Origin of the sequence: Phenylobacterium sp. (assembly GCF_037968635.1) — a bacterium.
Taxonomy (GTDB): domain Bacteria; phylum Pseudomonadota; class Alphaproteobacteria; order Caulobacterales; family Caulobacteraceae; genus Phenylobacterium.
In genome coordinates, this window is sequence record NZ_JBBKVV010000106.1 from 20,054 (window position 1) to 41,811 (window position 21,758).

General features: G+C 67.0%; 27 protein-coding genes. 19 read left to right on the forward strand and 8 right to left on the reverse strand.

Annotated features, from left to right (window positions below; all coding sequences use genetic code 11):
* Together AAC997_RS12730 and ribB are read left to right on the forward strand one after the other, a co-directional pair.
* Nucleotides 1-582 (forward strand): NADPH-dependent FMN reductase, encoded by a 582-nt coding sequence (locus AAC997_RS12730; protein WP_340646072.1) that lies wholly within the window; start codon nt 1-3, stop codon nt 580-582.
* Entirely contained in the window at nt 579-1,754 is a 1,176-nt protein-coding gene (gene ribB, locus AAC997_RS12735; RefSeq protein ID WP_340646073.1) for a 3,4-dihydroxy-2-butanone-4-phosphate synthase, read from the forward strand. Before AAC997_RS12730 ends, ribB begins: the two co-directional genes overlap by 4 nt.
* Here ribB and AAC997_RS12740 read toward each other — a convergent pair.
* Nucleotides 1,751-2,224, reverse strand: a complete 474-nt coding sequence (locus AAC997_RS12740) for a hypothetical protein (protein WP_340646074.1) — start codon at nt 2,222-2,224, stop codon at nt 1,751-1,753. The two genes, ribB and AAC997_RS12740, sit on opposite strands and share 4 nt — an antisense overlap.
* 635 nt (nt 2,225-2,859) lie before the next feature.
* Between AAC997_RS12740 and AAC997_RS12745 the strand changes: the two genes are divergently transcribed.
* Complete coding sequence (locus AAC997_RS12745) at nt 2,860-3,519, forward strand: cell cycle transcriptional regulator TrcR (RefSeq protein WP_340646075.1); 660 nt, start codon at nt 2,860-2,862, stop codon at nt 3,517-3,519.
* Between the two features lie 78 nt (nt 3,520-3,597).
* Here the strand turns inward: AAC997_RS12745 and AAC997_RS12750 are convergent, their stop codons facing one another.
* Nucleotides 3,598-3,771, reverse strand: a complete 174-nt coding sequence (locus tag AAC997_RS12750; protein WP_340646076.1) for a DUF465 domain-containing protein — start codon at nt 3,769-3,771, stop codon at nt 3,598-3,600.
* Nucleotides 3,772-3,902: 131 nt separating this feature from the next.
* Between AAC997_RS12750 and AAC997_RS12755 the strand changes: the two genes are divergently transcribed.
* From AAC997_RS12755 to AAC997_RS12765, 3 genes are read left to right on the forward strand one after another with little or no spacing between them, the layout of a single operon-like run.
* The gene (locus AAC997_RS12755; RefSeq protein ID WP_340646077.1) at nt 3,903-4,502 is read left to right on the forward strand and encodes a UbiX family flavin prenyltransferase; all 600 of its coding nucleotides are present in this window, start codon (nt 3,903-3,905) and stop codon (nt 4,500-4,502) included.
* The gene (locus AAC997_RS12760; RefSeq protein ID WP_340646078.1) at nt 4,502-4,948 is read left to right on the forward strand and encodes a TIGR02444 family protein; all 447 of its coding nucleotides are present in this window, start codon (nt 4,502-4,504) and stop codon (nt 4,946-4,948) included. The genes AAC997_RS12755 and AAC997_RS12760 overlap by 1 nt, the downstream gene beginning before the upstream one ends.
* A gap of 15 nt (nt 4,949-4,963) precedes the next feature.
* Complete coding sequence (locus AAC997_RS12765; RefSeq protein WP_340646079.1) at nt 4,964-5,221, forward strand: DUF465 domain-containing protein; 258 nt, start codon at nt 4,964-4,966, stop codon at nt 5,219-5,221.
* On the opposite strand, the gene AAC997_RS12770 is transcribed toward AAC997_RS12765, so the two are convergent.
* Entirely contained in the window at nt 5,218-5,979 is a 762-nt protein-coding gene (locus AAC997_RS12770) for a GGDEF domain-containing protein (protein ID WP_340646080.1), read from the reverse strand. The genes AAC997_RS12765 and AAC997_RS12770 overlap by 4 nt on opposite strands.
* Before the next feature lie 135 nt (nt 5,980-6,114).
* On the opposite strand from AAC997_RS12770, the gene purE reads away from it, so the two are divergent.
* Together purE and AAC997_RS12780 are read left to right on the forward strand one after the other, a co-directional pair.
* A complete protein-coding gene (gene purE, locus AAC997_RS12775; RefSeq protein WP_340646081.1) occupies nt 6,115-6,606 on the forward strand; it encodes a 5-(carboxyamino)imidazole ribonucleotide mutase in 492 nt (163 codons plus the stop codon).
* A 6-nt stretch (nt 6,607-6,612) separates the two neighbouring features.
* A complete protein-coding gene (locus AAC997_RS12780) occupies nt 6,613-7,707 on the forward strand; it encodes a 5-(carboxyamino)imidazole ribonucleotide synthase (RefSeq protein ID WP_340646082.1) in 1,095 nt (364 codons plus the stop codon).
* A gap of 110 nt (nt 7,708-7,817) precedes the next feature.
* Here the strand turns inward: AAC997_RS12780 and motA are convergent, their stop codons facing one another.
* Complete coding sequence (gene motA, locus AAC997_RS12785; RefSeq protein WP_340646083.1) at nt 7,818-8,687, reverse strand: flagellar motor stator protein MotA; 870 nt, start codon at nt 8,685-8,687, stop codon at nt 7,818-7,820.
* 132 nt (nt 8,688-8,819) lie between these two features.
* Between motA and AAC997_RS12790 the strand changes: the two genes are divergently transcribed.
* A complete protein-coding gene (locus AAC997_RS12790) occupies nt 8,820-10,127 on the forward strand; it encodes an MFS transporter (protein WP_340646084.1) in 1,308 nt (435 codons plus the stop codon).
* A gap of 9 nt (nt 10,128-10,136) precedes the next feature.
* On the opposite strand, the gene AAC997_RS12795 is transcribed toward AAC997_RS12790, so the two are convergent.
* Nucleotides 10,137-11,414: a lytic murein transglycosylase gene (locus AAC997_RS12795; RefSeq protein ID WP_340646085.1), complete on the reverse strand. Its 1,278-nt coding sequence runs from the start codon at nt 11,412-11,414 to the stop codon at nt 10,137-10,139.
* A 169-nt stretch (nt 11,415-11,583) separates the two neighbouring features.
* Here AAC997_RS12795 and ykgO point away from each other — a divergent pair, with 169 nt between their 5' ends.
* From ykgO to AAC997_RS12815, 4 genes are all read left to right on the forward strand, one after another.
* Nucleotides 11,584-11,709, forward strand: a complete 126-nt coding sequence (gene ykgO / locus AAC997_RS12800; RefSeq protein WP_111456358.1) for a type B 50S ribosomal protein L36 — start codon at nt 11,584-11,586, stop codon at nt 11,707-11,709.
* 15 nt (nt 11,710-11,724) lie between these two features.
* Nucleotides 11,725-12,327, forward strand: coding sequence for an HAD family phosphatase (locus tag AAC997_RS12805; RefSeq protein WP_340646086.1), 603 nt, complete (start codon nt 11,725-11,727; stop codon nt 12,325-12,327).
* A 29-nt stretch (nt 12,328-12,356) separates the two neighbouring features.
* The gene (locus AAC997_RS12810) at nt 12,357-13,328 is read left to right on the forward strand and encodes an aminoglycoside phosphotransferase family protein (protein WP_340646087.1); all 972 of its coding nucleotides are present in this window, start codon (nt 12,357-12,359) and stop codon (nt 13,326-13,328) included.
* A gap of 70 nt (nt 13,329-13,398) precedes the next feature.
* Nucleotides 13,399-13,851 carry a PA2169 family four-helix-bundle protein gene (locus AAC997_RS12815; RefSeq protein WP_340646088.1) on the forward strand — a complete coding sequence of 151 codons (453 nt, stop codon included), beginning with the start codon at nt 13,399-13,401 and terminating at the stop codon, nt 13,849-13,851.
* Between the two features lie 48 nt (nt 13,852-13,899).
* On the opposite strand, the gene AAC997_RS12820 is transcribed toward AAC997_RS12815, so the two are convergent.
* Nucleotides 13,900-14,169, reverse strand: a complete 270-nt coding sequence (locus AAC997_RS12820) for a hypothetical protein (RefSeq protein WP_340646089.1) — start codon at nt 14,167-14,169, stop codon at nt 13,900-13,902.
* Nucleotides 14,170-14,263: 94 nt separating this feature from the next.
* Complete coding sequence (folE, locus tag AAC997_RS12825) at nt 14,264-14,845, reverse strand: GTP cyclohydrolase I FolE (RefSeq protein ID WP_340646090.1); 582 nt, start codon at nt 14,843-14,845, stop codon at nt 14,264-14,266.
* Nucleotides 14,846-15,076: 231 nt separating this feature from the next.
* Between folE and AAC997_RS12830 the strand changes: the two genes are divergently transcribed.
* From AAC997_RS12830 to AAC997_RS12840, 3 genes are read left to right on the forward strand one after another with little or no spacing between them, the layout of a single operon-like run.
* Complete coding sequence (locus tag AAC997_RS12830; protein WP_215338304.1) at nt 15,077-15,343, forward strand: DUF2312 domain-containing protein; 267 nt, start codon at nt 15,077-15,079, stop codon at nt 15,341-15,343.
* Complete coding sequence (locus AAC997_RS12835) at nt 15,340-15,672, forward strand: hypothetical protein (protein ID WP_340646091.1); 333 nt, start codon at nt 15,340-15,342, stop codon at nt 15,670-15,672. The genes AAC997_RS12830 and AAC997_RS12835 overlap by 4 nt, the downstream gene beginning before the upstream one ends.
* The gene (locus tag AAC997_RS12840) at nt 15,669-16,049 is read left to right on the forward strand and encodes a hypothetical protein (RefSeq protein ID WP_340646092.1); all 381 of its coding nucleotides are present in this window, start codon (nt 15,669-15,671) and stop codon (nt 16,047-16,049) included. Before AAC997_RS12835 ends, AAC997_RS12840 begins: the two co-directional genes overlap by 4 nt.
* 372 nt (nt 16,050-16,421) lie before the next feature.
* Here AAC997_RS12840 and AAC997_RS12845 read toward each other — a convergent pair whose 3' ends face one another.
* On the reverse strand, nt 16,422-17,918 hold the full coding sequence (locus tag AAC997_RS12845) for a sigma-54 dependent transcriptional regulator (protein WP_340646093.1): 1,497 nt from the start codon (nt 17,916-17,918) through the stop codon (nt 16,422-16,424).
* A 180-nt stretch (nt 17,919-18,098) separates the two neighbouring features.
* Here AAC997_RS12845 and AAC997_RS12850 point away from each other — a divergent pair, with 180 nt between their 5' ends.
* From AAC997_RS12850 to AAC997_RS12860, 3 genes are all read left to right on the forward strand, one after another.
* Nucleotides 18,099-18,746, forward strand: a complete 648-nt coding sequence (locus AAC997_RS12850; protein ID WP_340646094.1) for a hypothetical protein — start codon at nt 18,099-18,101, stop codon at nt 18,744-18,746.
* Nucleotides 18,747-18,824: 78 nt separating this feature from the next.
* The gene (locus AAC997_RS12855; protein ID WP_340646095.1) at nt 18,825-20,939 is read left to right on the forward strand and encodes a PQQ-dependent dehydrogenase, methanol/ethanol family; all 2,115 of its coding nucleotides are present in this window, start codon (nt 18,825-18,827) and stop codon (nt 20,937-20,939) included.
* Between the two features lie 52 nt (nt 20,940-20,991).
* The coding region (locus AAC997_RS12860) for an alpha/beta hydrolase (protein WP_340646096.1) at nt 20,992-21,758 on the forward strand (767 nt) is incomplete at its 3' end.

The window sequence follows — 21,758 nt, forward strand, 5'->3', positions numbered from 1 at the left end:
ATGGGTTCTCTGGCGCGAAAGCCGCTGATCGTCGGGATCGGCGGCACCATCCGCTCCAACTCCTCGACCGAGAAAGCGCTCAAGGTGGCGCTGGCGGCGGTCGAGGCGGGCGGGGGCGAGACGCGCCTGCTGGGGGGCGAGTTCCTTGCCGGCCTGCCGATCTACAATCCCCAGCCGGGTGGCCCGACACCTGAGCAAAAAGTCCTGACCGACGCGGTGCGTGAGGCTGACGGCGTGATCGTCGCCTCTCCCGGTTATCACGGCTCGATCTCGGGGGTGGTGAAGAACGCGCTGGACACCCTGGAGGGCCTGCGCGATGACGCGCGCCCCTACTTCACCGGCCGCGCCGTGGGCTGCGTCATCACCGCCGAGGGCTGGCAGGCCGCCGGCACGACATTGACCACGCTGCGATCGATCATACATGCCTTGAGGGGCTGGCCGACGCCGTTCGGTGCGGCCCTGAACGCCAATTCCGGTTCCTTCGACGCCGAAGGGGCCTGTGTGGACCCGAAGGACGCCTGGCAACTCACCACGGTGGGAGAACAGGTCCTGGAATTCGCCTTGCTGAAAGCCGCCCGATGAAGCGCCCCTATCTTGTCCAGCCCGGTTCCTCGTCCTCCGCCTCCGATGGCGGTGGTGGCGGCAGTGAAGAGGCCCATGAATCCGCGATCTCGCCGATCGAGGACATCATCGAGGACGCCCGCAACGGTCGCCCTTACATCCTGGTGGATGCCGAGGACCGCGAGAACGAGGGCGATGTCATCATCCCGGCCCAGTTCGCAACGCCCGACCAGATCAACTTCATGGCCAAGCACGCGCGCGGCCTGATCTGCCTGTCGATCACGAGTGATCGCGCGCGCCAGCTGCGCCTGCCGCCCATGGCGGCGGAAAACCGTGAGGGTATGGGGACGGCCTTCACCGTCTCAATCGAGGCGGCCGAAGGTGTCACCACCGGCATCTCGGCCCACGACCGCGCCCACACCGTGGCCGTGGCCATCGACCCGACCAAGGGCATGGACGACATCGTGTCGCCGGGCCACGTCTTCCCGCTGGTGGCCCGTGACGGCGGCGTCCTGGTCCGCGCCGGCCACACCGAGGCCGCGGTGGACATCTCCCGGATGGCGGGTCTCAACCCCGCCGGCGTGATCTGCGAGATCATGAAGGATGATGGGTCGATGGCCCGCCTGCCCGACCTGGTGGGCTTTGCGCAACTGCACGGCCTGAAGATCGGCACCATCGCCGACCTGATCGCCTATCGTCGCCGCACGGAACGGCAGGTGGAGCGGGTGCTGGAGACGCCGTTCGAGTCCGCGTACGGCGGCCGCTTCCGGATGGTGATCTATCGCAACATCCTCGACGCCACCGAACATGTGGTCCTGACCAAGGGAAAGATCGACCCCGACAAACCGACCCTGGTGCGCATGCACCGGGTCGATATGGCCGCCGACATGCTGGGCCATACAGAGGCGCGCCGGGACTACGTGCCGCGCGCCCTGCAGGCCATCGCTGCCTATGAGGGGGCGGGGGTGGCGGTGTTCATCCGCGACTCCAACCCCGCCTGGCTGTCGGAGCGTTACGGCGCCGAGCCCGGAACCGATCACGGCGCCAATGTGCTGCGCGACTACGGGGTCGGCGCCCAGATCCTGCTGGATCTCGGCGTGCGCGACATGACCCTGCTATCCAACTCCGCCACCGTGCTGCCGGGCTCCGGCGGCTACGGCCTGCGCATCGTCGGTCGCAAGCCGCTGGACTAGGCGGCGACGTGCTGGGCGGAGGTTTCGCCCGTCCAGGCGGCGGGCAGTTCCCTCATCCGCCAATGCCCCCGTTCCAGGACCACGGTCCGGGCGGCGGCAAGCCGGCGTAGTTCCTCGACCACCCGCGACTCCTGGAAGCTGCGGTTCCATCGGCGTTCAAGGGATTCCAGGATCGTGCCGGTGTCGGCGCCCTCGTCGTGGGCGCGCAGAGACGCCAGGATCATGTCCTCCAGGCTGCGCTTGATGCGGCCGCGGCTCAGTCGGCTCTTGCGTGCCGCCTCGGGCTTGGGATCAGGCGACGGCTGCTCGGGCTCTTCCTCGATCAGAGGCGCCCCATCGAGGGCCGCAAGCGCGATATTGACCGCGCGCAGCTCCGCCTCGAAGGGCTCTGCGGCCTTGGCGCGGGCGGCGATCATCTGAGCGTGGACTTCGGCTCGGTGCTGCAAAAGCAGTTTGCGGATGACGTTCATAGGTTGTCTTCGGCGCGCCCGGGGGGCAATTGCGACGCGGCGCCTCGTTGTTTGGGTTTGCGACAGATCGTCTCATGCGAGATTTGTTTATCGGATCAAATTCTTTCGGAAACTGTACTTTTTCGACCCGATTTGGGTTTTTCATAGTTAATACAACTTAACACCCCCACGCCGTTTCCGGCGTTCTGTGGGCGAGCCTGTCTTTCGCCGCGCCTCAGGTATTTGTTTTATTGGGAGAAATACTGGAGCCGGACCGTTCGCGGTTCGCCTGACAGGCGCGGCCGGTTGCTCTCTGGCGGGACCCCGGCGCGAAAAAACCTCCCGGACCCAGAAAGCTCGGCGGCCGCGACAAAAACCAGGCATTCTGACCGAAGACCACCTCAGAATGAGTATATGCATCCATAGGCTGTAGCGTCGGCGTGCGGTGTCGCGCGGGGCGCCGGAATGCGCCTCGCGCGGGGCAGGTTCGGCGCGTCGCCACCCGAAGGCTCGAAGGTCCTGATTCAAAAGGAACTCAGGCTAGGCCCAAGCTCGCGATTGTCGTTTTCTTGGCAGCGGAACACGCCTATATGACGCTCTGCTACTTATGCACCGCCCGGCCGAAAGGCCGGGCGCCGTCATTTTCGGAGTCCGTCATGACCGACATTCTGATGCCGAAGGCGACCGCCGTCTGGCTGGTCGACAACACCTCGCTCACCTTCGAACAGATCGCCGACTTCTGCGGCCTTCATCCCCTGGAAGTGAAGGGTATCGCCGACGGCGAAGTGGCGCGCGACATCCGCGGCGCCGACCCGATCGCCAACGGCCAGCTGTCCCGTGAACAACTCGACGCCGCCCAGGCGAGCGACAAGTACCGCATGGTCGCCCAGAAAAGCCGCCACGCCGAACTGCTGAAGCCGGTGAAGAAGGCCCCCCGCTACACCCCGGTGTCGCGCCGCCAGGATCGTCCCGACGCCATCGCCTGGTTCATCCGCAATCACCCTGAAGTGGCCGACAGCCAGATCGCGCGTCTGCTGGGCACGACGAAGGCCACCATCGACCAGGTGCGTAATCGCCAGCACTGGAACGCCGCCAACATCAAGCCGGTGGACCCGGTGACGCTCGGCCTCTCGACTCAGCTCGAGCTGGACGCGGTCGTTCGCAAGGCGGCCGACAAGAAGGCCAAGGATGACGCCAAGCGCGGGATCGTCGAGCCGGACGGCGCGACCCTGGAGCCGGCCTCCGTCACGGGGTCAGCGCAGGTCGAAGACGCCGCCGATGACGCGGGCTACGACGAAGACGACGCCGAAGACTGAATCAAGACCGAGCCCTGGGCCTGACGCGAGCGCCCGCCCAGGAACGTCCCCTCCAGCGGGCGCTGGAGCTCTTAGCCTCTAGTGAGGCTGGGCGCGGAGCGCCTCCATCTCTTCCTTCAGCTTGAGCTTCTTGCGCTTGAGTTCCTTGAGGCGGGCCTCGTCTGATGCTGGTCGGTTAAGCTCGTCCTGGATCGCCTGATCGAGAGAGTGGTGGCGGGATCCAAGTTCACGGATGCGGGCTTCAACGGCCATGACGGGTCGTCTCCTTGTGTTGGAACGATGCCACCACTGAACACCCGCTGGTCTGGTCTGTCAGATCACATATGTTTGCACGTGAGCGGATGGAACAGGCGCCTTGAAATCAGGCGCGAGGACCCAACGGCATGACAAAAACTGACCGTCCACGCCTCGTGGTGGGCATCTCCGGAGCCAGCGGCGTCACCTATGGCCTGAGAGTGCTGGACGCTTGCCGTGAGCTGGACGTCGAGAGCCACCTGATCCTCAGCCGAGCCGCGGCGCTGACCATCGCCCAGGAGACCGACCTCACGGTCGCCGATGTCCAGACCCGGGCCGATGTGGCGCACAAGGTCGGAGATGTAGGCGCCTCGATCGCATCGGGCTCCTTCCCGACCCTTGGCATGATCGTCGCCCCTTGCTCGGTGCGCACCATGAGCGAGGTGGCCACCGGGGTGACGTCCTCCCTGCTCACCCGCGCGGCCGACGTGACGCTGAAGGAGCGCCGTCCCCTGGTGCTGATGGTTCGTGAGACGCCCCTGCACCTGGGTCACCTGCGGACCATGGTGAAGTTGGCGGAGATGGGGGCGGTGATCGCCCCGCCGCTGCCGGCCTTCTATGCCAAGCCGGCCGGGCTGGAGGAGATGGTCGACCAGTCGGTCGGCCGGGCGCTGGACCTGTTCGGGCTCTCGTGGCGGCCGGTGAAACGTTGGGGCCAGGATGTCGGCCCGCTGTCAGGAGAGGTGTGATGTCGCTCTGGGATTGGACCCTCGAGGCCTATGGCCAGGTCGGCGTGCCCGAGGCGACGCTGGCCCTGCAGGACGCGCACGGCCAGAACACCTCCTTCCTGCTTTGGGCGGTCTGGGCCGAGGGACCGGACGCCCAGGCGCTGGCCCAGGGCGTGGCCGCAGCCAAGGCCTGGGACGCCAAGGTTCTGGTTCCCATCCGGGACGTGCGCCGCACCTTGAAGGCGGCGATTCCCCCCGTGGACGATGGCGCGCGCGAAGGCCTGCGGGAGGACGTCAAGGCCGCCGAGCTGCGGGCCGAGCGGGTGCTGATGGAGACCCTGGAGGGTCTTGCGGGCGGCGCCAGCGGCGGGCGCGGAGCCCTGGCCTCCTTGCAGGCCGCCTCGGCCGCGTGGGGGCGGCCCGCGCCCGACGACGCCCTGGCCGTTCTGGCGCGCGCGTTAAGCTAGACGTGAGCCGCGCCGATGCGCATCATCACCCGCGATGGGTGGGGCGTGCGTATGAACGATCATGACGGTGAAGACCCGGAGGAGGAGGGCGTCCGCGCTCGCCTGGCCCTGGTCAGTCTCGACCACTCCGACCTGGACGCCGCCATCCAGGCTCTGATGCTTTCACCCCTGCCCGACATGATGGTGATCAGCCGGCTGAAGCGGAAGAAGCTGCTGCTGAAGGACGAGATCGAGCGGCTGCGGGATCAACTGACCCCGGATATCATCGCCTAGCCGGTCGCTTCGCCGGTCCTGTCGCCGGTGGCGATCGGGGGCGGTGCGGTGCGGGCGCGCTTGGCGGCGAACATGGCCGCGTCGGCCTCGGCCAATAGGGTCTCTGGCTCGATATCCGGGCTGATCTCGCGGACCCCGAAGGAGATGTGCAGCGGGGCCGACCAGTCGCCGAACTCGATAGGCGAGGCTTCGATGGCCTGGGCCAGTGATTCGGCCTTGGCCTGGGCCGTGATCTCGTCGGCCTGCACCAGGATCACCCCGAATTCGTCGCCCCCCATGCGGCCGATGATGTCACTTTCGCGGACATTGGCGGCCAGCCGTTCGGCCACGGCGCGCAGGGCGGCGTCGCCGGCGGCATGGCCGAAGCGGTCATTGACGCTCTTGAAGCCGTCCAGGTCGAAATAGACCACGCTGGCCGGAGACCCATAGCGTTGGGCGAAGGTGCGGATGCGGCCGAGTTCGCGCACGAAGGCCCGGCGGTTCAGCAGGGGCGTCAAAGGGTCGCGGTCGGCCAGGGTCTCAGCCTCGGCCAGTTTGGCCTTCAGGCGCGACACCTCGCCCCGCAGATCGTCGATTTCGGTCAGCAGGGTCTTCACGGCGTTTTGGACGGCCGGCGTCAGATCGGTCTCGCTGAGGCCCAGAAACGCGGTCTTGTCCGCCGGTGCGGCGGTTCCCGCCGTGAAATGCGCCCCGGCCTGGGCCAAGGCGCGCTTTCGTATGGCCGAGAACGGTTCGTTGCGGGCGCCCGTGATCTTCATGTGGTTTTCAACGGACTTTCAGAGAACGCGAATCGTCGAGGTCTGGTCAGCGTTAAGAATCCTAAACGTCCTTGGTTGCGGGCGCAAAGGCGGCGCCTATACTCCGCGCCTTCTCGTCGCAGGGGCCTATGTTCAATGAGCGCCACGTCAGCGCCCGTCGCCATCATCATGGGCAGCCGTTCCGACTGGCCGACGCTCAAGGGCGCGGCCGAAAGTCTCGATGCGTTGGGCGTCGCCTACGAAGCCAAGGTGATCTCCGCCCACCGCACGCCCGACCGCATGTACGCCTTCGCCAAGGGCGCCAAGAGCGCGGGGTTCAAGGTGATCATCGCCGGGGCCGGCGGCGCGGCGCACCTGCCGGGCATGACCGCCTCGATGACCGAACTGCCGGTGTTGGGCGTGCCGGTGCAGTCCAAGGCGCTGAGCGGCCTCGATAGCCTGCTCTCCATCGTCCAGATGCCGGCCGGCATCGCCGTGGGGACGATGGCCATTGGCGAGGCCGGCGCGAAGAACGCGGGCCTGATGGCCGCCCAAATCCTGGCCCTGTCCGATCCGGCCCTGGCCAAGCGCCTGGCCGACCACCGGGCCCGACACAGCCAGGCCGTTTCCGAAACCGTCGAGGACTAAGCTTTCATGGCCATCCTCCCCCTGGCTCCGGGCGAAACAATCGGAATCCTCGGCGGGGGACAACTGGGCCGGATGCTGGCGCAGGCCGCCTCGCGTCTGGGCTTTGATGTGGCGATCCTCGAACCCGCCCCCGACGCACCGGCCGGCCGGGTCGCGGCTCACATCGTGCGTGGCGCCTATGACGATCCCCGCGCTCTGGAGGCCTTGGCCGCCGTGGCCAGCCTGGTGACCTTCGAATTCGAGAACGTGCCGGCCTCAGCCGTGGCCCACCTGACGGCCCAGGCCGTCGAGGTGGCGCCCAACGCGCGCGCCTTGGCCATCGCCCAGGACCGTGTGGAGGAGAAGACCTTTCTCAACGCCATCGGCGTGCCCACCGTCGCCTTCGCCGCCGCCGACACGCCGCAGGGCGCCACGGCCGCCATAGCCCAGATCGGCGCCCCGGCCCTGATGAAGACCCGCCGTGAAGGCTATGACGGCAAGGGCCAGCGCTGGGTCGAGCATGCCTCCGAGGCCGGCGCCGTCTTTGAATCCCTCGGCGGCAAGCCGGTGATTCTGGAGGCCCCCGCCGACTTCGTGCGCGAACTGTCGGTGATCGCCGCCCGTGGCCGCGACGGCGAACTGGCGGTCTATCCCATGGCGGAGAACCATCACGAGAACGGCGTCCTGCGCCGGTCCGTGGCGCCTGCCGCCGTCAGTCCGTCGCTCGCGCAACAGGCCGAGCGGATCGCCGCCCAGGTGCTGACCGGTCTGGACTATGTTGGGGTCATCGGGATCGAACTCTTTGAGCTTGCCGACGGCCGGCTGCTGGTCAACGAGATCGCGCCGCGCGTTCACAACACCGGCCACTGGACCATGGACGGCTGCGAGGTGGATCAGTTCGAACAGCACATCCGCGCCATCGCCGGCTGGCCCCTCGGCCCCACCGCGGCCATCGCCCGGGTGGAAATGCTGAATCTTCTGGGGGACGAGGTGGACGCCTGGGCCAAGCTGGCCGGCGAGCCGGAGACCCGGCTGCATCTCTACGGCAAGCGCGACGCCAAACCGGGCCGCAAGATGGGTCACGTGAACCGGGTGAGCCCGCTCCTCGCCGAGCGGCGCTAGAGCATTTCCGATAGGTGTGAAACGGCTATCGGATCGAAAAATGCTCTAACTTTTTGAATTATAGCCCTTTTTGATCCGATCTGACTGACGCGGTCAGATCGGAAAGGGCTCTAGGCTTCGTTCGGGATCGCCGAGAGCGCTTCTTCCAGTTCGAGGAAGCTGGGCTGGGCGCCGGAGGGGACGCTGCCGCGGCCGATTTCCACCGAGATCTGGGCGGCGTTGCCGTGCAGGTGGGCCACCAGCACCGACTGGATGATGCGGTAGTACGAGCCTTCTTCCTCGAGGATCTCCTTCAGGCGGGCCGCGAAAGGCCCCACCAACCCATAGGCCAGGAACACGCCGAGGAAGGTGCCCACCAGGGCGCCGCCGATCATGGTGCCCAGGACCTCCGGAGGCTCGGTGATGGAGCCCATGGTCTTGATGACCCCCAGCACGGCGGCCACGATGCCCAGCGCGGGCAGGGCGTCCGCCAGGCTCTGAAGGGCGCCGGCCGGCGCCAGGGCCTCGTGATGGTGCTTCTCGAGCTGCTTTTCCATGGCGTCCTCGACCTGGTGCGGGTCCTCGAGGTTCATGGTCATCATCCGCAGGGTGTCGCAGATGAAGTCGACGGCGAAGTGGTCCTTGGTCACCTTCGGGAAGCGCGAGAAAATCGAGGAGTCCTTGGGGTTCTCGATGTGACTTTCCAGGGCGATGACCCCCTTGGACTTCATCGTCTTGGTGAGCAGGAACAGCAGGGACAGCAGATCGCGGTAGTCCGACGCCTTCCACTTGGGGCCGGCGAACACCTTGGCCAGACCGCCACCCGTCCCCTTCACCACCGTCATCGAGTTGGAGACCAGGAAGGCGGCGATTCCCGCACCGCCGATGGCCAGCATCTCGTGGGGGAGGGCGTGCATGATGACGGCCATGTTGCCGCCAGACCACAGGTAGCTGCCGAACACCGTGGCAAAGAGCAGCACAACGCCGATGATCTGAAACATGCGAGACGGGTCCTGGTCGAATTGCCCGGAGCATCCCCGTTAATGCTTAATGCTCGGTGAGGATTTAGGGGGTTTCGCGCTCCAGCGGCGCGGCGTAACAGCCGATCCATGCCCAAATCAGCGCCCGTTCCCGTGAGCCTGCCCAAGTCATCGTTCGCGATCATCTTCGGCGTCTCCCTGGTGACCGCCATGGGCAATACCGGGATGATCTCGGTGCTGCCGGCGATCGGGCGCTCCATCGGCATTCCCGACTTTCTGGTGGCCGGGGTCTTCTCGCTCTCGGCCCTGCTGTGGGCGGGATCGTCCCCCTTTTGGGCGCGCGCTTCCGATCGGCATGGCCGCAAGCCGCTGATGCTGGTGGGATTGACCGGCTTTGCGGTCTCCATGGCCGCCTGCGCCGTGGTGGTGGCGGCCGGGTTGCACAAGCTGGCCGCGCCCATGGTGATCTTCGTCTTCTTCCTGTTCGCGCGCGCGCTCTTTGGCCTGTTCGGCGCGGCGTCGAACCCGGCCACCCAGGCCTACGTGGCTGAGCACACCCCGGAAGCCCAGCGCACGACCGCCATGTCCAGCCTGGCCGGCGCCTTTGGCCTGGGCACGGTCATCGGCCCCTTCCTCGCGCCGCTCTTCATCCTGCCCTTCCTCGGCATTGGCCTGGCCGGCCCCATGATGGCCTTCTCCCTGATCGCACTCACGATGCTGGTGGTGGTCTGGAAGATGCTGCCGGAGAGCCAGCACATGCCGGCTCAGCCGGTGAAGATGGCGCCGACCATGGACGCCAAGGCCGACGCCAAGGGCAAGGAGACGCCGATGTGGCGCGATCCGCGCATGAAGCCTTTCCTGATCTACGGCTTCATCGTCGCGGTCTGCCAGACCGCCCAGGGCCAGACCCTGGGCTTCCTGATCATCGACAAGCTGGGCAAGTCGCCGACGGAGGCCCAGGGCTTCATCGCCATCGCCATGATGTTCGGCGCCATGGCGGGCCTGCTCTCCCAGTGGGGTATCATCCGCATGTTCGAGATGACGCCTCGCCAACTTCTGCGCTGGGGCGTGGCGGTGGCGGCGCTCGGCAATCTGATCGTCGCGTTCCAGCCAAGCTACGCCGCCGTGGTGGCGGGCTACGCGATCTCAAGCCTCGGCTTTGGCTTGGCGCGGCCCGGTTTCACCGCAGGGTCATCCCTGGCGGTGGGCATGCATGAACAGGCCCGGGCGGCGGGCGCCATCGCGGCGGTCAACGGGGTGAACGTGGTCCTGGCGCCGCTGTTCGTGCTGCTCTACCAGCGCATCCACGCCGCGCCCTTTATCCTCAACATGGTCATGATGCTGGCCATGCTGGTCTACGCCTTCAAGAACCAGCAGCTCGCCAACGCCGACCCCAAGCCGGCGACCCAGGCCGATTCGGCCATGGCGACCCTGGAGAAGAGCGACGAGGGGTCGCTCTGATCTCCCCAGTTAGAGGATGTTGGCTTCGGTTTTCAGGCGGCGGACCATGTCCAGGGACAGGTAGCCGTCGGCGGTGACGCCTCGCGATTTCTGCCAGTTGCGGAGGGCGTTGCGGGTATTGACCCCCACCACCCCGTCCGGCGGGCCGGGGTCGAAGCCGAGTTGGGCCAGGGCCCGCTGGGTGACGATGCGGTCGCCGATGGAGAGCGCGCTCTCATAGGGCCAGGGCTTGATCACCCCGCCCATGCCGCCAAACCGGTCAGCCAGCATGCCGACGCCGAGCGCATAGGTGGTGGCGTTGTTGTACTTGCGGATCACGAAGTGGTTCGGGAACAGCAGGAAGGCAGGACCCTGCGCGCCGGTCGGCGCGATCAGCATGGCCTTGGCGCCTTGGTCGGCCGTGTTCCAGGGCAGGCCGTCGGTGCGACGCACGCCCTTCTGGGCCCACCAGTCGGGAACTTCGCGCGGGCCCTCTGTCAGGCTGTAGTCGAAACCGTCGGGCAGGGTGACCTCGCGGGCCCAGCCCTGGCCCCGCTGCCAGCCGCCCTTGGAGAGCAGGTTGGCGGCCGAGGTCAGCGCATCGGCGCTGGAGCCCCAGACGTCGCGCCGGCCATCCCCGTCGCCGTCCACGGCGGTGGCGAGGAAGCTGGTGGGAATGAACTGGGTCTGTCCCATGGCGCCGGCCCAGGAGCCGCGCAGCTGGCTGCGGGGGAACTCGCCCGAGCCGATAATTCTGAGAGCCGCCATAAGCTGGTCCTCGGCGAAGGCCCGGCGGCGTCCCTGGGCGGCCAGGGTGGCCATCGAGCGGATGACGTCGAAGTCCCCCATGACGGCCCCGAAACCGGTCTCCATGGCCCAGATGGCCATCAGGATGTCGCCGGGCACGCCGTAGCGGGCCTCGATGCCGGTCAGGGTCGACGCGACGGCGGGCTTGCGGCGGGCGGCGATGGCCACCCGGTCCTCGCTGACCACGCCCTTGATATAGTCGCCGAAGGGCTTGGCGAATTCCGGCTGACGCGTGTCGAGGGAATTGACCCGCGGATCGGGGGTCAGCCCCGCCAGTTCGCGGTCGAGCAGGCTCGCGGGCAGGCCCGCCTTCACCGCGCGGCTATAGAAGTCTCGGGCCCATTCGTCGAAGGGCTGATCACCCGACTGGGTCGGCGGCGCCACCGGCGTCGGAGCCTGAGGCGTCGGCGGGGGTGGCGTGGGGGTCACCACCGGCACCAGATTGGTGGACGGGTCGGCGCAGCCGGCCAGGAGCAAGACAAGGAAGACGCGACGATCCATGGGGACAACCTATCGGTCGGAGCCGTTGATCTCAATCACAAGCCCGTCAAGGGCGAGCCGACGCTGTTATCGGGCGCCTCGCCGTTGACTCAAAACCCGGCGCCTCGTATATGCGCCGGCTCTTGTAGACACCCCCGGGCGAAAGCCTGGTCTTTAAGAAGATACGGTCATGAAGGTTCGAAGCTCGCTCAAGTCGCTCAAGACGCGTCACCGCGACTGCAAGCTCGTGCGCCGCAAGGGCGTCGTCTACATCATCAACAAGACCAACCCGCGCTTCAAAGCCAAGCAAGGCTAAGGCTGCGGGTCCCAGATGCCGAAAGCGGTCATCTGGGATGTTGGTAATGTTGTCGTGCGCTGGAATCCGCGCACGCTCTACGCTCAGATCTTTCCAGAGCCGGTCGCTTGCGACCGGTTTCTGTCGTCGGTCTGCACGATGATCTGGCATGTGAACCACGACCTGGGCGTCAGCTTCGTCGACAACCGCGCGCCCCTGGTCGCCCAGTTCCCGGAATACCGCGAGCAGATCGAGGCCTGGGAGACCCGATGGTGGGACATGTTCTCCGGGACCATTCCCGAGAGCGAGGCCGCCATCGAGGCCCTGCACTTAGCCGGCGTCCCGCAATACGGCCTCACCAACATGTCGGACGAGACCTTTGAGGGCACCATGGCCATGAGCCCGGCCTTCAGGCGCCTGGCTGACGTCGTGGTTTCGGCCCGCGAGGGGATGATCAAGCCCGACCCGCGCATCTACGCGCTCACCTGCGAGCGGTTCGGCCTGGCGCCGGAGGACATCTTCTTCATCGACGACAGCCTGGCCAACGTCGAGAGCGCCCGGGCCTTCGGCATCGACACCCACCACTTCACCGACCCGGCGGAACTGCGGCCGGCGCTTGAGTCGCGCGGCCTGTTGTAGGATGGCCGCTTCGTCGGCCACACTTGGCCATGGCCGAGCCCACGTCCCCACCGCCCCGCGAGACGATCGACTTCGACCTCGCCGCCGCCCAGGCCGTCCTCGACCGGCTGGACGCGCCGTTGCAGGCGCTGGCCGTGCGCCGTCTGGCCGGCGGCAGCAAGGACGTGTTCGAGATCGATGTCCCCGGCCAGACCCTGGTGTTGAAACCCTATCCGCCCGCCTCGGCCTGGGCCTCACGCAAGGAGGCCTATGTGGGCGGCCTGATCGGGAGGGTGCTGGACGCGCCCGTGCCGCTCTGGCTGGCCGTGGACGAGAGCCTGGCGGTGCTTCCCCACGTCTACGCCCTGATCACCCGGCTGCCGGGTCGCACGCTCTTGTCGAGAAACGGCAAGCCGGAGGCCGAAGGGTTGTATCGCCAGATGGGCGCGCTGCTGCGGACCATCCACACCATCCCCATGTCGCGCTTCGGCTACATCCTTGACGCCGAGACCGTGGTCCACGCCCAGCTCACCAACCGCGACTACCTGACCAAGGGCTTCCAAGCCAAGTTCCGCGACTTCCGCGCCCATGGCGGGGACGCGGCCCTGGCGGCGCGGATGGAACGGCTGGTGGGGGAGAGCGGCGACCTGATGGACGCCTGCCATGCCCCGGTGCTCTGCCACTACGATTATCACCCCGGCAATCTGCTGGCCGACCAGTCGCCAGACGGCGAATGGCGGGTGTCGGGCCTGCTGGACTTCGAGAACGCCATGGCCGGCGATCCGCTCTATGATCTAGCCAAGGCACTCGACTTCAGCGCTCACGATGATCCGGCCAGCCGTGCGCCGCTGCTCGAGGGTTACGGCGCTATCGAGCGACCGCACCTGGCGGAGACCCTGGTGATCTACCGCCTCTACCATAAGCTGGAGATGTGGAATTTCTTCCAGGCGCTCGGTAAGGCGCGGGACGCGAGCGGGGCGGCGGGCCTGTTACGGGACCTCGACGAACTCACGCCGCCATAGTCGAAGCCTCTGCGAGGAACTCCTGCGGCCGGCGAATGTTTTGCCTCCGTCACCCCCCAAGGAGATCACCATGAGCACCCACGCCGAACACGCCGTGAAGGTCCTGAACAGCCTGATCGAAACCACCCTCGACAGCGCCCGGGGCTATAAGGAGGCCGCGCAGAGTTCCGAGGACACCCAGTACAAGAGCATGTTCAGCGAGCGCTCGTTGAAGCGCATGAAGATCACCGGTGACCTGCAACAGGAAGTCCGCACCTTTGGTGGGGAGCCGGAGGACGACCAGTCCATCCTGGGCAAGGCCCACAATATGTTCGTCGATCTGAAGGCCGCCGTGCTTGGCCACGACGAAAAGGCGATCATCAACGAGGTCGAGCGCGGAGAGGACTTCATCAAGGCGAAGTTCGAGAAGGCGCTGGCCGAGGATGATCTGCCCGCCACCGTGCGTGAATTGGTGAGCCGCGCGTTCGCCGACATCAAGGCCGATCACGACACCATCAGCGCGCTGAAGAAGACGCTCAACTAGAGTGGAGCCGGCCCCCGACGCGACCGGGTCGGGGGCCGATCTCGAAGCCTAGTGGGTCTTGGCGGCCGCGTCAGCGGCGGCGTCGGCCTTGCGAGCCGCCGTTCCGGCGGCAGCCTCGGTATTGGCGGCGGCGTTGTCCACCGCGACAGCGGTGTTGGCGGCTGCGGCATTGGCGTTGGCGGCGGTGTCGTCGACGGCGGAAGCGGCCGCGGCTCCGGCTTGGTCGGCGGCTTCAGCCGCGTGGTTCTCGGTCTTCTGCGAACAGGCCGCCAAGGCGAGGCTGGCGACAGCGGCTGAGACGATCAGGGTCGTGCGCATCGGGTTCTCCATTTCAAGGTTGCGGCCCCACCGACGTTGCGACGAAAGCCGACACGCTCAACTGCTGAACCTCCACTTTGGATGCATTCCGAGGTTAGCCGCGGACGAGATCGAAGAATTCCTGCCGGGTCCGGGGATCGTCGCGCACTTCCCCGAGCAGGTGGCTGGTGGTGAGCCGTGAGCCTGGCGTATTGACCCCGCGCATGGTCATGCAGCTGTGTTCGGACACGATCACCACGCCGACGCCCTTGGGCGCCAGGATATCCTGGATGGCGCCGGCGATCTCGGCGGTGAGCTTTTCCTGGATCTGCAGTCTGCGTGCGAAGCCGTGGACCACGCGGGCCAGTTTGGAGATCCCCACCACCCGGTCGCTGGGCAGGTAGCCGACATGGGCGATGCCTAAGAACGGCAGCATGTGGTGCTCGCAGAAGCTGACGACGCGGATGTCCTTGAGGATCACCAGTTCGTCATAGCCCGCCACCTCCTCGAAGGTGCGGGCGAGGTAGTCCTTCGGGTCGGTCTCGTAGCCGGCGAACAGCTCCTTGTAGGACCGCGCCACCCGGGCCGGGGTCTCCAGCAGGCCCTCGCGGTCGGGATCGTCGCCGGCCCATTCGATGAGGGTGCGGACGGCGGCCTCGGCCTGTGCCTGGCTCGGGCGCTTGGGGGATGTGGTCATGGGGGAACTCCGCGGCGTTGCGCCTCAACGGATCGCCTCGGTGAAGGTTCAGGGCGGATGACAGGGATCGGCCACGACGCCGACGCCTTCCTCATTAAAATCAATGATTTTAATGAGATAAGAAGGCGTCGTTTCAAAGCCTGGAGCGCGACGGCCGCCGAAACCGGCTTCCACTTTCGGCTGTCGCGCTCTAGTGTCCGCCGCTTTCCAGCCTCCTATCCGCGAGCTCCCATGGCCGACGACGCTTCTCACGCCGACATTCTGAACCAGACGGCCCAGGGCCAGCTGAAGAGCATCATCGAGCGCATCGAGCGCCTTGAGCAGGAAAAGTCGGAGATCGCCGAGCAGATCAAGGAAGTCTTCGCCGAGGCCAAGGGCAACGGCTTTGACGTCAAAATCCTGCGCAAGGTGATCCGCATCCGCAAGCAGGACGCCGCCAAGCGTCAGGAAGAGGACGCGATCCTGGATCTCTACCTCTCCGCGCTCGGAGTGATTTGAAGAACAGCCCGCCAGATCGAAAGGCGCAGGCCCAACGGGCCGCGCTGAACGCCCTTCGCCGCGCCCAGCGCGCGGCCGACAAGGCGGGCGTCAAGCTCTCCGACTGGGAGGGCGAATTCCTCGATTCCGTCACCGAGCGGGTGAAGACCTACGGCCGCGCCTTCGCCGACCCCGAGAAGGGTGGCGCCGGGGAAGCCTTCTCGGTGATGCAGCACATCAAGCTGAAAGAGATCGTCGCCAAGGCCAAGGGCGAGCCGCGCTTCCCCCTCAAGCGCGGCGGGGGCTTCAAGCGGCGCGGCGCACCAAAGCCCGATCCCGAGGCCGAATGAGCGCGGTGATCGATGAGGACTCGCTACCGGCCCTGGTGGCCCGCGCGCGTCGGGCGGCCCTGACCCTGAAGGCCACGACCCACCGGCAGGGCCGCGCCAAGCACGCCCTCTATGTGGTGCTTCTGGAGGACCGCCGCCGGTCGCCGCCCTGGGGGTTCTACGTCGGCGAGACCTCCCGCGATCCCGACCTCCGCTTCGACCAGCACAAGACCGGCTACAAGGCGAGCCGCCACGTGAACCGCTTCGGCGTGCGGCTGCTGCCCGACGTGGTGGAGCACCTCAATCCGCTGCGGCGCTGGGAGGCCATCGAGCTGGAGGCCGCGCTCGCCGAGGTGTTCCGGCAGGCCGGCCTGCCCTGGGTCGAGGGCGGGCACTAGAGGAATTACGGTGGCGGAAGACCGATGTTCCTTCCCCTCTCGACCGAGCCCAGCGGACCAGGGTCGGATCGGGCGTGGTCGGATCGGGCGTGCGAAGGCCTATCCCGCAAACCCACCGCACATCCCGGCGAAGGTCGGGACCCAGGTTAAACCCACTCCGATCCGAGGTGAGGTCGAAGGGATCAATTGCTACCGCTCGGGATGAATCTGGGTCCCGTCCTTCGCCGGGATGTGCGGTTTTATTCCTGAGGGCGGAGCGCGATCCCTCATCCGTCCGCCATATGATGCGAGTTACAGCGCCTTCGCCGCGGCCAGGATCGCTGCACGTCGCGCCGCGACCTGGCGGCGCGCATCAGGTCTCGGAGGCGTTCGTCACGCGGCTGCGGTCGCAGAATCATCACCTTCGCCCTTCTCCAGAATGCCTTCCAAGCCCTGTTCACGGACCTTGCGGTAGAGGGTGGAGCGGCCGATGCCGAGGCGCCGCGCCACCTCGCTCATGTGGCCGGCATAGATCTCGATGGCCAATTGGATCAGATCGCGCTCGATCTCCTCCAGGGTGCGCAGGTGGCCGCGGCCGTCGAGGATGCGGACAGGCGCGTCCGTGGGCATCTCAGCCATCAACTGCTCGGCGCTGGGCAGCATGGGCGGGGCGGCCATCAGCGAGGTCGGAGAGACCGCCTCGGGCGGGGGCGCCGCAATACCGGAAATGGCCGGGAAATCGTAGGGCTGCAGATAGGGGGCGTCGGCCAGCACGATGGCGCGATAGACCGCGTTCTCCAGCTGGCGGACATTGCCCGGCCAGTCGAAGGCGGTGAGGAAGGCCAGGGTCTCGGCCGAGGCGCCGGTGACCGACTTGCCCTCTTCGATGTTGAAGCGGCGGATGAAGTGCTCCACCAGGGCCGGAATGTCCTCACGCCGTTCGCGCAGGGCCGGGGCCTCGATGGGGAAGACATTGAGACGGTAGAACAGGTCCTCGCGGAACTGGCCGTCCTTCACCGCCTGGGCGGGGTCGCGGTTGGTGGCCGAGACGATGCGGACATCGACCTTCAGCGAGCGCTTGGAGCCGATGGCGTCGACCTCGCCCTCTTGCAGCACGCGCAGCAGCTTGACCTGCATGTCCAGCGGCAGTTCGCCCACCTCGTCCAAGAACAGGGTGCCGCCATTGGCTTCCTGGAACTTGCCCAGGTGTTTGTCGGTGGCGCCGGTGAAGCTGCCCTTCTCGTGACCGAACAGGATGCTCTCGATCAGGTTCTCGGGGATGGCCCCGCAGTTCACCGCCACGAAGGCCTTGCCGGCGCGGTCGGACGAACCGTGCACGGCGCGCGCGATCACTTCCTTGCCGACCCCGCTCTCGCCGGTGATCAGGATGGGGATGGAGGACTTGGCCGCTCGCTCGCCCAGGCGCTTGACCATGGTCATGGCCGGGGAGTCGCCCACCATGTCGGCGAAGCTGGCGCGGCCGGTGGCGTGCTTCTTCAGCCGCTCCACCTCGCTCTTCAGCGAGCCCAGGTTCAGGGCGTTGCGGATCGAGACGATGATACGTTCAGGCGAGGCGGGCTTCACGAAGAAGTCGCAGGCGCCGGCCTGCATGGCGGCCACCACGGTGTCGATGCCGCCGGTGGCGGTGATGACGATGACCGGCTGGTTGTGACCCCGGGCCCGCATCTCCTTCAGCGTATCCTGGCCAGTGATGCCGGGCATCACCAGGTCCAGCAGCACCAGGTCGGTCGCCGCCCCCGACTGCAGCCGGGCGATCGCCTGGTCGCCGTTCTCGGCGTGAACCGCGACAAAGCCCTCGCGCTCCAGGACAGCCTGGATCAGCCTGCGCTGTGTCGGGTCGTCATCGACGACAAGGACCGTCTTGGTCATTTGAAAACACCCACCAGAACCGGGCGCCGCCGCATGGACGAGGCCTCTTGTTGACCCGGATTGATACAGGCCTTGGGTAAAGGACGCGTTTCGGAGTCCTGAGTCGGGGGTTAACGGCGGGTCTTGCGCAAGGCCAAGCTTGGGCGCTCACTTCGCGAAACACAGCGGGAGGGTGCGTCGATGTTCGTGGGCCACTATGCGGCGGCCTTGGCCGCCAAGAGCGCAGAGCCGCGGGGACCGCTCTGGGCCTATGTCCTGGGCTGCCAGCTGGTCGACGTGGCCTGGGGCGGACTGATCATGAGCGGGGTCGAGCGGCTCAGCTTTGATCACAGCCTGCCGGGCAGCGCGCTGGTGCTGGAGCACATGCCCTATACCCACAGCCTGCCGGCCTCGCTCGCCTGGGCGGTGGGCGCGGCGCTCCTCGCCAAGCTGATCCTGCGCCTGCCCTGGCGGGCCGCGGGGCTCATCGGCCTGGTGGTCTTCTCCCACTGGGTCGCCGACTTCCTGGTCCACCGGCCTGACCTGGAACTGTGGTTCGGGGGACAGAAGGTGGGTTTGGGGCTCTGGAACTATCCGGTTCCCGAACAGGCCCTGGAGATCGGGTTGGTGGCCCTGGCCGCGGCCGCCTGGGCCTGGCGGCGCGGGACCTTGAGCCAGTCTCTATGGCCGGTCCTGGCCTTCGTCAGCTTCCTGCTGGCGCTGCAGGTCGCGGGCCTGCTGATCCCAGGCAATCCCGATCCGGTGGGGATGGGCGGCATGGCCATCGCCTCCTTCCTGGTGGTCACGGCGCTTGCCGCCCTGGTGGAGCGCAGGGGCAAATCGGCCTGACGCGAGGTCACCGGTTGCAGCGATCCTTGGCGCGGGCATAGTGACCGCAGGGCCGGAAGACACGGTCGGGAGGACATCATGAAGCTTCACAAGCTCGCCATCGTCTTGGCGTTCGCCGCCCTGGCCAGCGCCTGCGGCCAGAGCAAGCCGGGGGATGTGGACGCCAAGCGGCTGACCGCCGCGTCAGGCAATGGCGACTGGATGTCCGTCGGCCGGACCTATGACGAGCAACGCTTCAGTCCGCTCACCAAGATCGACACCAAGAATGTCGGGACCCTGGGCCTGGCCTGGTATCACGAGTTCGACACCGACCGTGGCCAGGAGGCGACGCCGGTCGTGGTCGACGGGGTCATGTACACAACCACCGCCTGGTCCAAGGTCTACGCTTTCGACGCCAAGACCGGCGAGCAGAAGTGGGCCTTTGACCCCAGGATCGACGGCGCCAAGGCCTTTGACGCCTGCTGCGACGTAGTCAACCGCGGGGTCGCGGTCTGGAAGGGCCGGGTCTATTTCGGGACCCTCGACGGCCGGCTGATCGCGCTGGACGCCGGCACCGGCAAGCCGGTCTGGAGCACCCAGACCACCGACAACGCCCAGCCCTACACGATCACCGGCGCCCCCCGGATCATCAAGGGCAAGGTGATGATCGGGAACGGCGGCGCCGAGTACGGGGTGCGTGGCTACCTTTCGGCCTATGACGCCGACACCGGCAAGATGGCCTGGCGGTTCTACACGACGCCCAACGCCAAGGGTCAGCCGGACGGCGCGGCCAGCGACAAGATCATGAAGGAGAAGGCCGGGGCCACCTGGTTCGGCGACGGCTGGAAGGCGACCGGCGGCGGCGGCACGGTCTGGGACTCCATGGCCTATGACCCCGCCCTCGACATCCTCTATGTCGGCGTCGGGAATGGCACGCCGTGGAACCGGCTGAAGCGGTCGGACGGCAAGGGCGACAACCTCTTCCTGTCCTCGATCCTGGCGCTCAAGCCCGAGACCGGCGAATACGTCTGGCACTACCAGACCACGCCCGGCGAGAGCTGGGACTACACCGCCACCCAGCACATGATCCTGGCCGACCTCACCGTCGGCGGCGCGGCGCGCAAGGTGATCATGCAGGCGCCCAAGAACGGCTTCTTCTATGTGCTGGACCGGGCGACCGGCGAACTTCTCTCCGCCAACAACTACATCCCTGTGACCTGGGCCACGGGGATCGATCCCAAGACCGGACGACCCATCGAGAACCCCGCCGCGCGCTATGAAAACGCGCCGGCCCTGCAGTTTCCAGGGCCGCTGGGCGGCCACAACTGGCACCCGATGAGCTTCAGCCCCAAGACGGGCCTGGTCTATATTCCGGCCCAGATCGACCCCTTCGCCTACACCGACGAGAAGGACTACAAACACCGCCAGGGCGCCTGGAACCTCGGCACCGATTTCCTGGCCAACGCCTTCCCGAGCGACAAGGCGCAACTGGCCGGTCTGAAGGCGATGTTCAAGGGCCAGCTGATCGCCTGGGATCCGGTGGCCCAGAAGGCCCGCTGGACCGTGCAGCATCCCTATTTCTGGAACGGCGGCATCATGTCGACGGCGGGCGGCCTGGTCTTCCAGGGCGACGGCTTGGGCGAGTTCGTCGCCTATGACGCCGCCAACGGCAAGGCGCTGTGGCGCTACAAAACCGAGAACGGGGTCGTCGCCGCGCCGTCCACCTATGAGATCGACGGCGAGCAGTATGTGGCCCTGATGGTGGGCTATGGCGGCGGGGCGCCGGTCTCGGCCTCGGCGGTGCTGCGGGAGCGGCCGCGAATGGCGGGCCGGCTTATGGTCTTCAAGCTGGGCGGCAAGGCTGTGGCCAAGCCCTATGACATCCCGGTGGTCGCCAATCTGGACCTTGCCGGGGTCACCTCGGCGGGCGACGTGAAGGCGGGCTTCGCTCTGTTCCACAACAACTGCCAGGTCTGCCACGGGCCCAGCGCCTCGGGCGCCTACCTGCCAGACCTGAAGAAGTCGCAGATGCTGCTGGCCGCCGAGAGTTTCAAGTCGGTGGTGATCGACGGCGCCCTGAAGGACCGGGGGATGGCGAGCTTCGCCCGCTTCTTGTCGCCCAAGGACGCCGAGGACATCCGCGCCTATGTCCTGACCGAGGCCCGCAACGCCCAGGCCGGCGCTGAGTCGGCCAAGGCGCAGGGGGTGAAGTAGCCCCTCGGCACGCGGGATCGCCACGGCGGCGATCCCGCGCTAGCCTGAGGTCATGACACCGGTTTCCTATCTGATCGCGGCCGTGAGCCTGGCGCTCGGCCTCGCCACATCGGCGATCGCCCAGGACAGCCCCGCAGGTCCCGGCCACGCGGTGATCGCGCTCTGGCCCAAGGGGCCGCCGGGCGCCGAACACGCCACGGCCCAAGAGGAGATCGTCGAACGGTCCAAGGACCCGGCGGTTATCCGCGACCGCATCATCAAGGGCGTCCAACGCCCGACCCTGATCGCCTTCCGGCCTAAGCATCCCAACGGTGCGGCCTTGCTGATGGCGCCCGGAGGCGGCTATTCGTGGGTGGTGATGGACAAGGAGGGCTATGAGGCCGCCGAGGTCTTCGCCAAGGCCGGCGTCACCGTTTTCGTCATGACCTATCGCCTGCCGCAGGAGGGCTGGTCCGCCGGACCCGCTGCGCCGCTGCAGGACGCTCAGCGCGCCATGCGAGTGATCCGCGCCCTGGCGGCGGACTATGCGGTGGATCCGGCGCGGGTTGGGGTCATAGGCTTCTCGGCCGGGGGCCATGTGGCCGGCGCGCTGACCCTGAAGCTCGACAAGGCCACCTATCCGGCGGTCGACGCCGCCGACCTGGCCTCCGCGCGGCCCGACTTCTCGGTGCTGATGTACCCGGTGGCGACCATGGCGCAGCCCTACGCCCACCCCGGATCGCGCAAGAACCTGCTGGGGGAACATCCCACCCCCGTCGCCATCGCCGAATGGTCCCTGGAGACCAGCGTCCGGCCCGACGCCCCGCCGACCTTCATCGT

Coding starts and splice junctions, on each gene's coding strand:
- AAC997_RS12770 (WP_340646080.1), bottom strand. CDS start 5,979: ATGAAGATCACGGGCGCCCGCAACGAACCGTTCTCGGCCATACGAAAG.
- AAC997_RS12840 (WP_340646092.1), top strand. CDS start 15,669: ATGAGCGCGGTGATCGATGAGGACTCGCTACCGGCCCTGGTGGCCCGC.
- AAC997_RS12845 (WP_340646093.1), bottom strand. CDS start 17,918: ATGACCAAGACGGTCCTTGTCGTCGATGACGACCCGACACAGCGCAGG.
- AAC997_RS12810 (WP_340646087.1), top strand. CDS start 12,357: ATGGCCGAGCCCACGTCCCCACCGCCCCGCGAGACGATCGACTTCGAC.
- AAC997_RS12740 (WP_340646074.1), bottom strand. CDS start 2,224: ATGAACGTCATCCGCAAACTGCTTTTGCAGCACCGAGCCGAAGTCCAC.
- AAC997_RS12750 (WP_340646076.1), bottom strand. CDS start 3,771: ATGGCCGTTGAAGCCCGCATCCGTGAACTTGGATCCCGCCACCACTCT.
- AAC997_RS12760 (WP_340646078.1), top strand. CDS start 4,502: ATGTCGCTCTGGGATTGGACCCTCGAGGCCTATGGCCAGGTCGGCGTG.
- AAC997_RS12780 (WP_340646082.1), top strand. CDS start 6,613: ATGGCCATCCTCCCCCTGGCTCCGGGCGAAACAATCGGAATCCTCGGC.
- AAC997_RS12850 (WP_340646094.1), top strand. CDS start 18,099: ATGTTCGTGGGCCACTATGCGGCGGCCTTGGCCGCCAAGAGCGCAGAG.
- ribB (WP_340646073.1), top strand. CDS start 579: ATGAAGCGCCCCTATCTTGTCCAGCCCGGTTCCTCGTCCTCCGCCTCC.
- AAC997_RS12855 (WP_340646095.1), top strand. CDS start 18,825: ATGAAGCTTCACAAGCTCGCCATCGTCTTGGCGTTCGCCGCCCTGGCC.
- purE (WP_340646081.1), top strand. CDS start 6,115: ATGAGCGCCACGTCAGCGCCCGTCGCCATCATCATGGGCAGCCGTTCC.
- AAC997_RS12755 (WP_340646077.1), top strand. CDS start 3,903: ATGACAAAAACTGACCGTCCACGCCTCGTGGTGGGCATCTCCGGAGCC.
- AAC997_RS12765 (WP_340646079.1), top strand. CDS start 4,964: ATGCGCATCATCACCCGCGATGGGTGGGGCGTGCGTATGAACGATCAT.
- ykgO (WP_111456358.1), top strand. CDS start 11,584: ATGAAGGTTCGAAGCTCGCTCAAGTCGCTCAAGACGCGTCACCGCGAC.
- AAC997_RS12745 (WP_340646075.1), top strand. CDS start 2,860: ATGACCGACATTCTGATGCCGAAGGCGACCGCCGTCTGGCTGGTCGAC.
- AAC997_RS12795 (WP_340646085.1), bottom strand. CDS start 11,414: ATGGATCGTCGCGTCTTCCTTGTCTTGCTCCTGGCCGGCTGCGCCGAC.
- AAC997_RS12730 (WP_340646072.1), top strand. CDS start 1: ATGGGTTCTCTGGCGCGAAAGCCGCTGATCGTCGGGATCGGCGGCACC.
- AAC997_RS12805 (WP_340646086.1), top strand. CDS start 11,725: ATGCCGAAAGCGGTCATCTGGGATGTTGGTAATGTTGTCGTGCGCTGG.
- AAC997_RS12830 (WP_215338304.1), top strand. CDS start 15,077: ATGGCCGACGACGCTTCTCACGCCGACATTCTGAACCAGACGGCCCAG.
- AAC997_RS12820 (WP_340646089.1), bottom strand. CDS start 14,169: ATGCGCACGACCCTGATCGTCTCAGCCGCTGTCGCCAGCCTCGCCTTG.
- AAC997_RS12815 (WP_340646088.1), top strand. CDS start 13,399: ATGAGCACCCACGCCGAACACGCCGTGAAGGTCCTGAACAGCCTGATC.
- folE (WP_340646090.1), bottom strand. CDS start 14,845: ATGACCACATCCCCCAAGCGCCCGAGCCAGGCACAGGCCGAGGCCGCC.
- motA (WP_340646083.1), bottom strand. CDS start 8,687: ATGTTTCAGATCATCGGCGTTGTGCTGCTCTTTGCCACGGTGTTCGGC.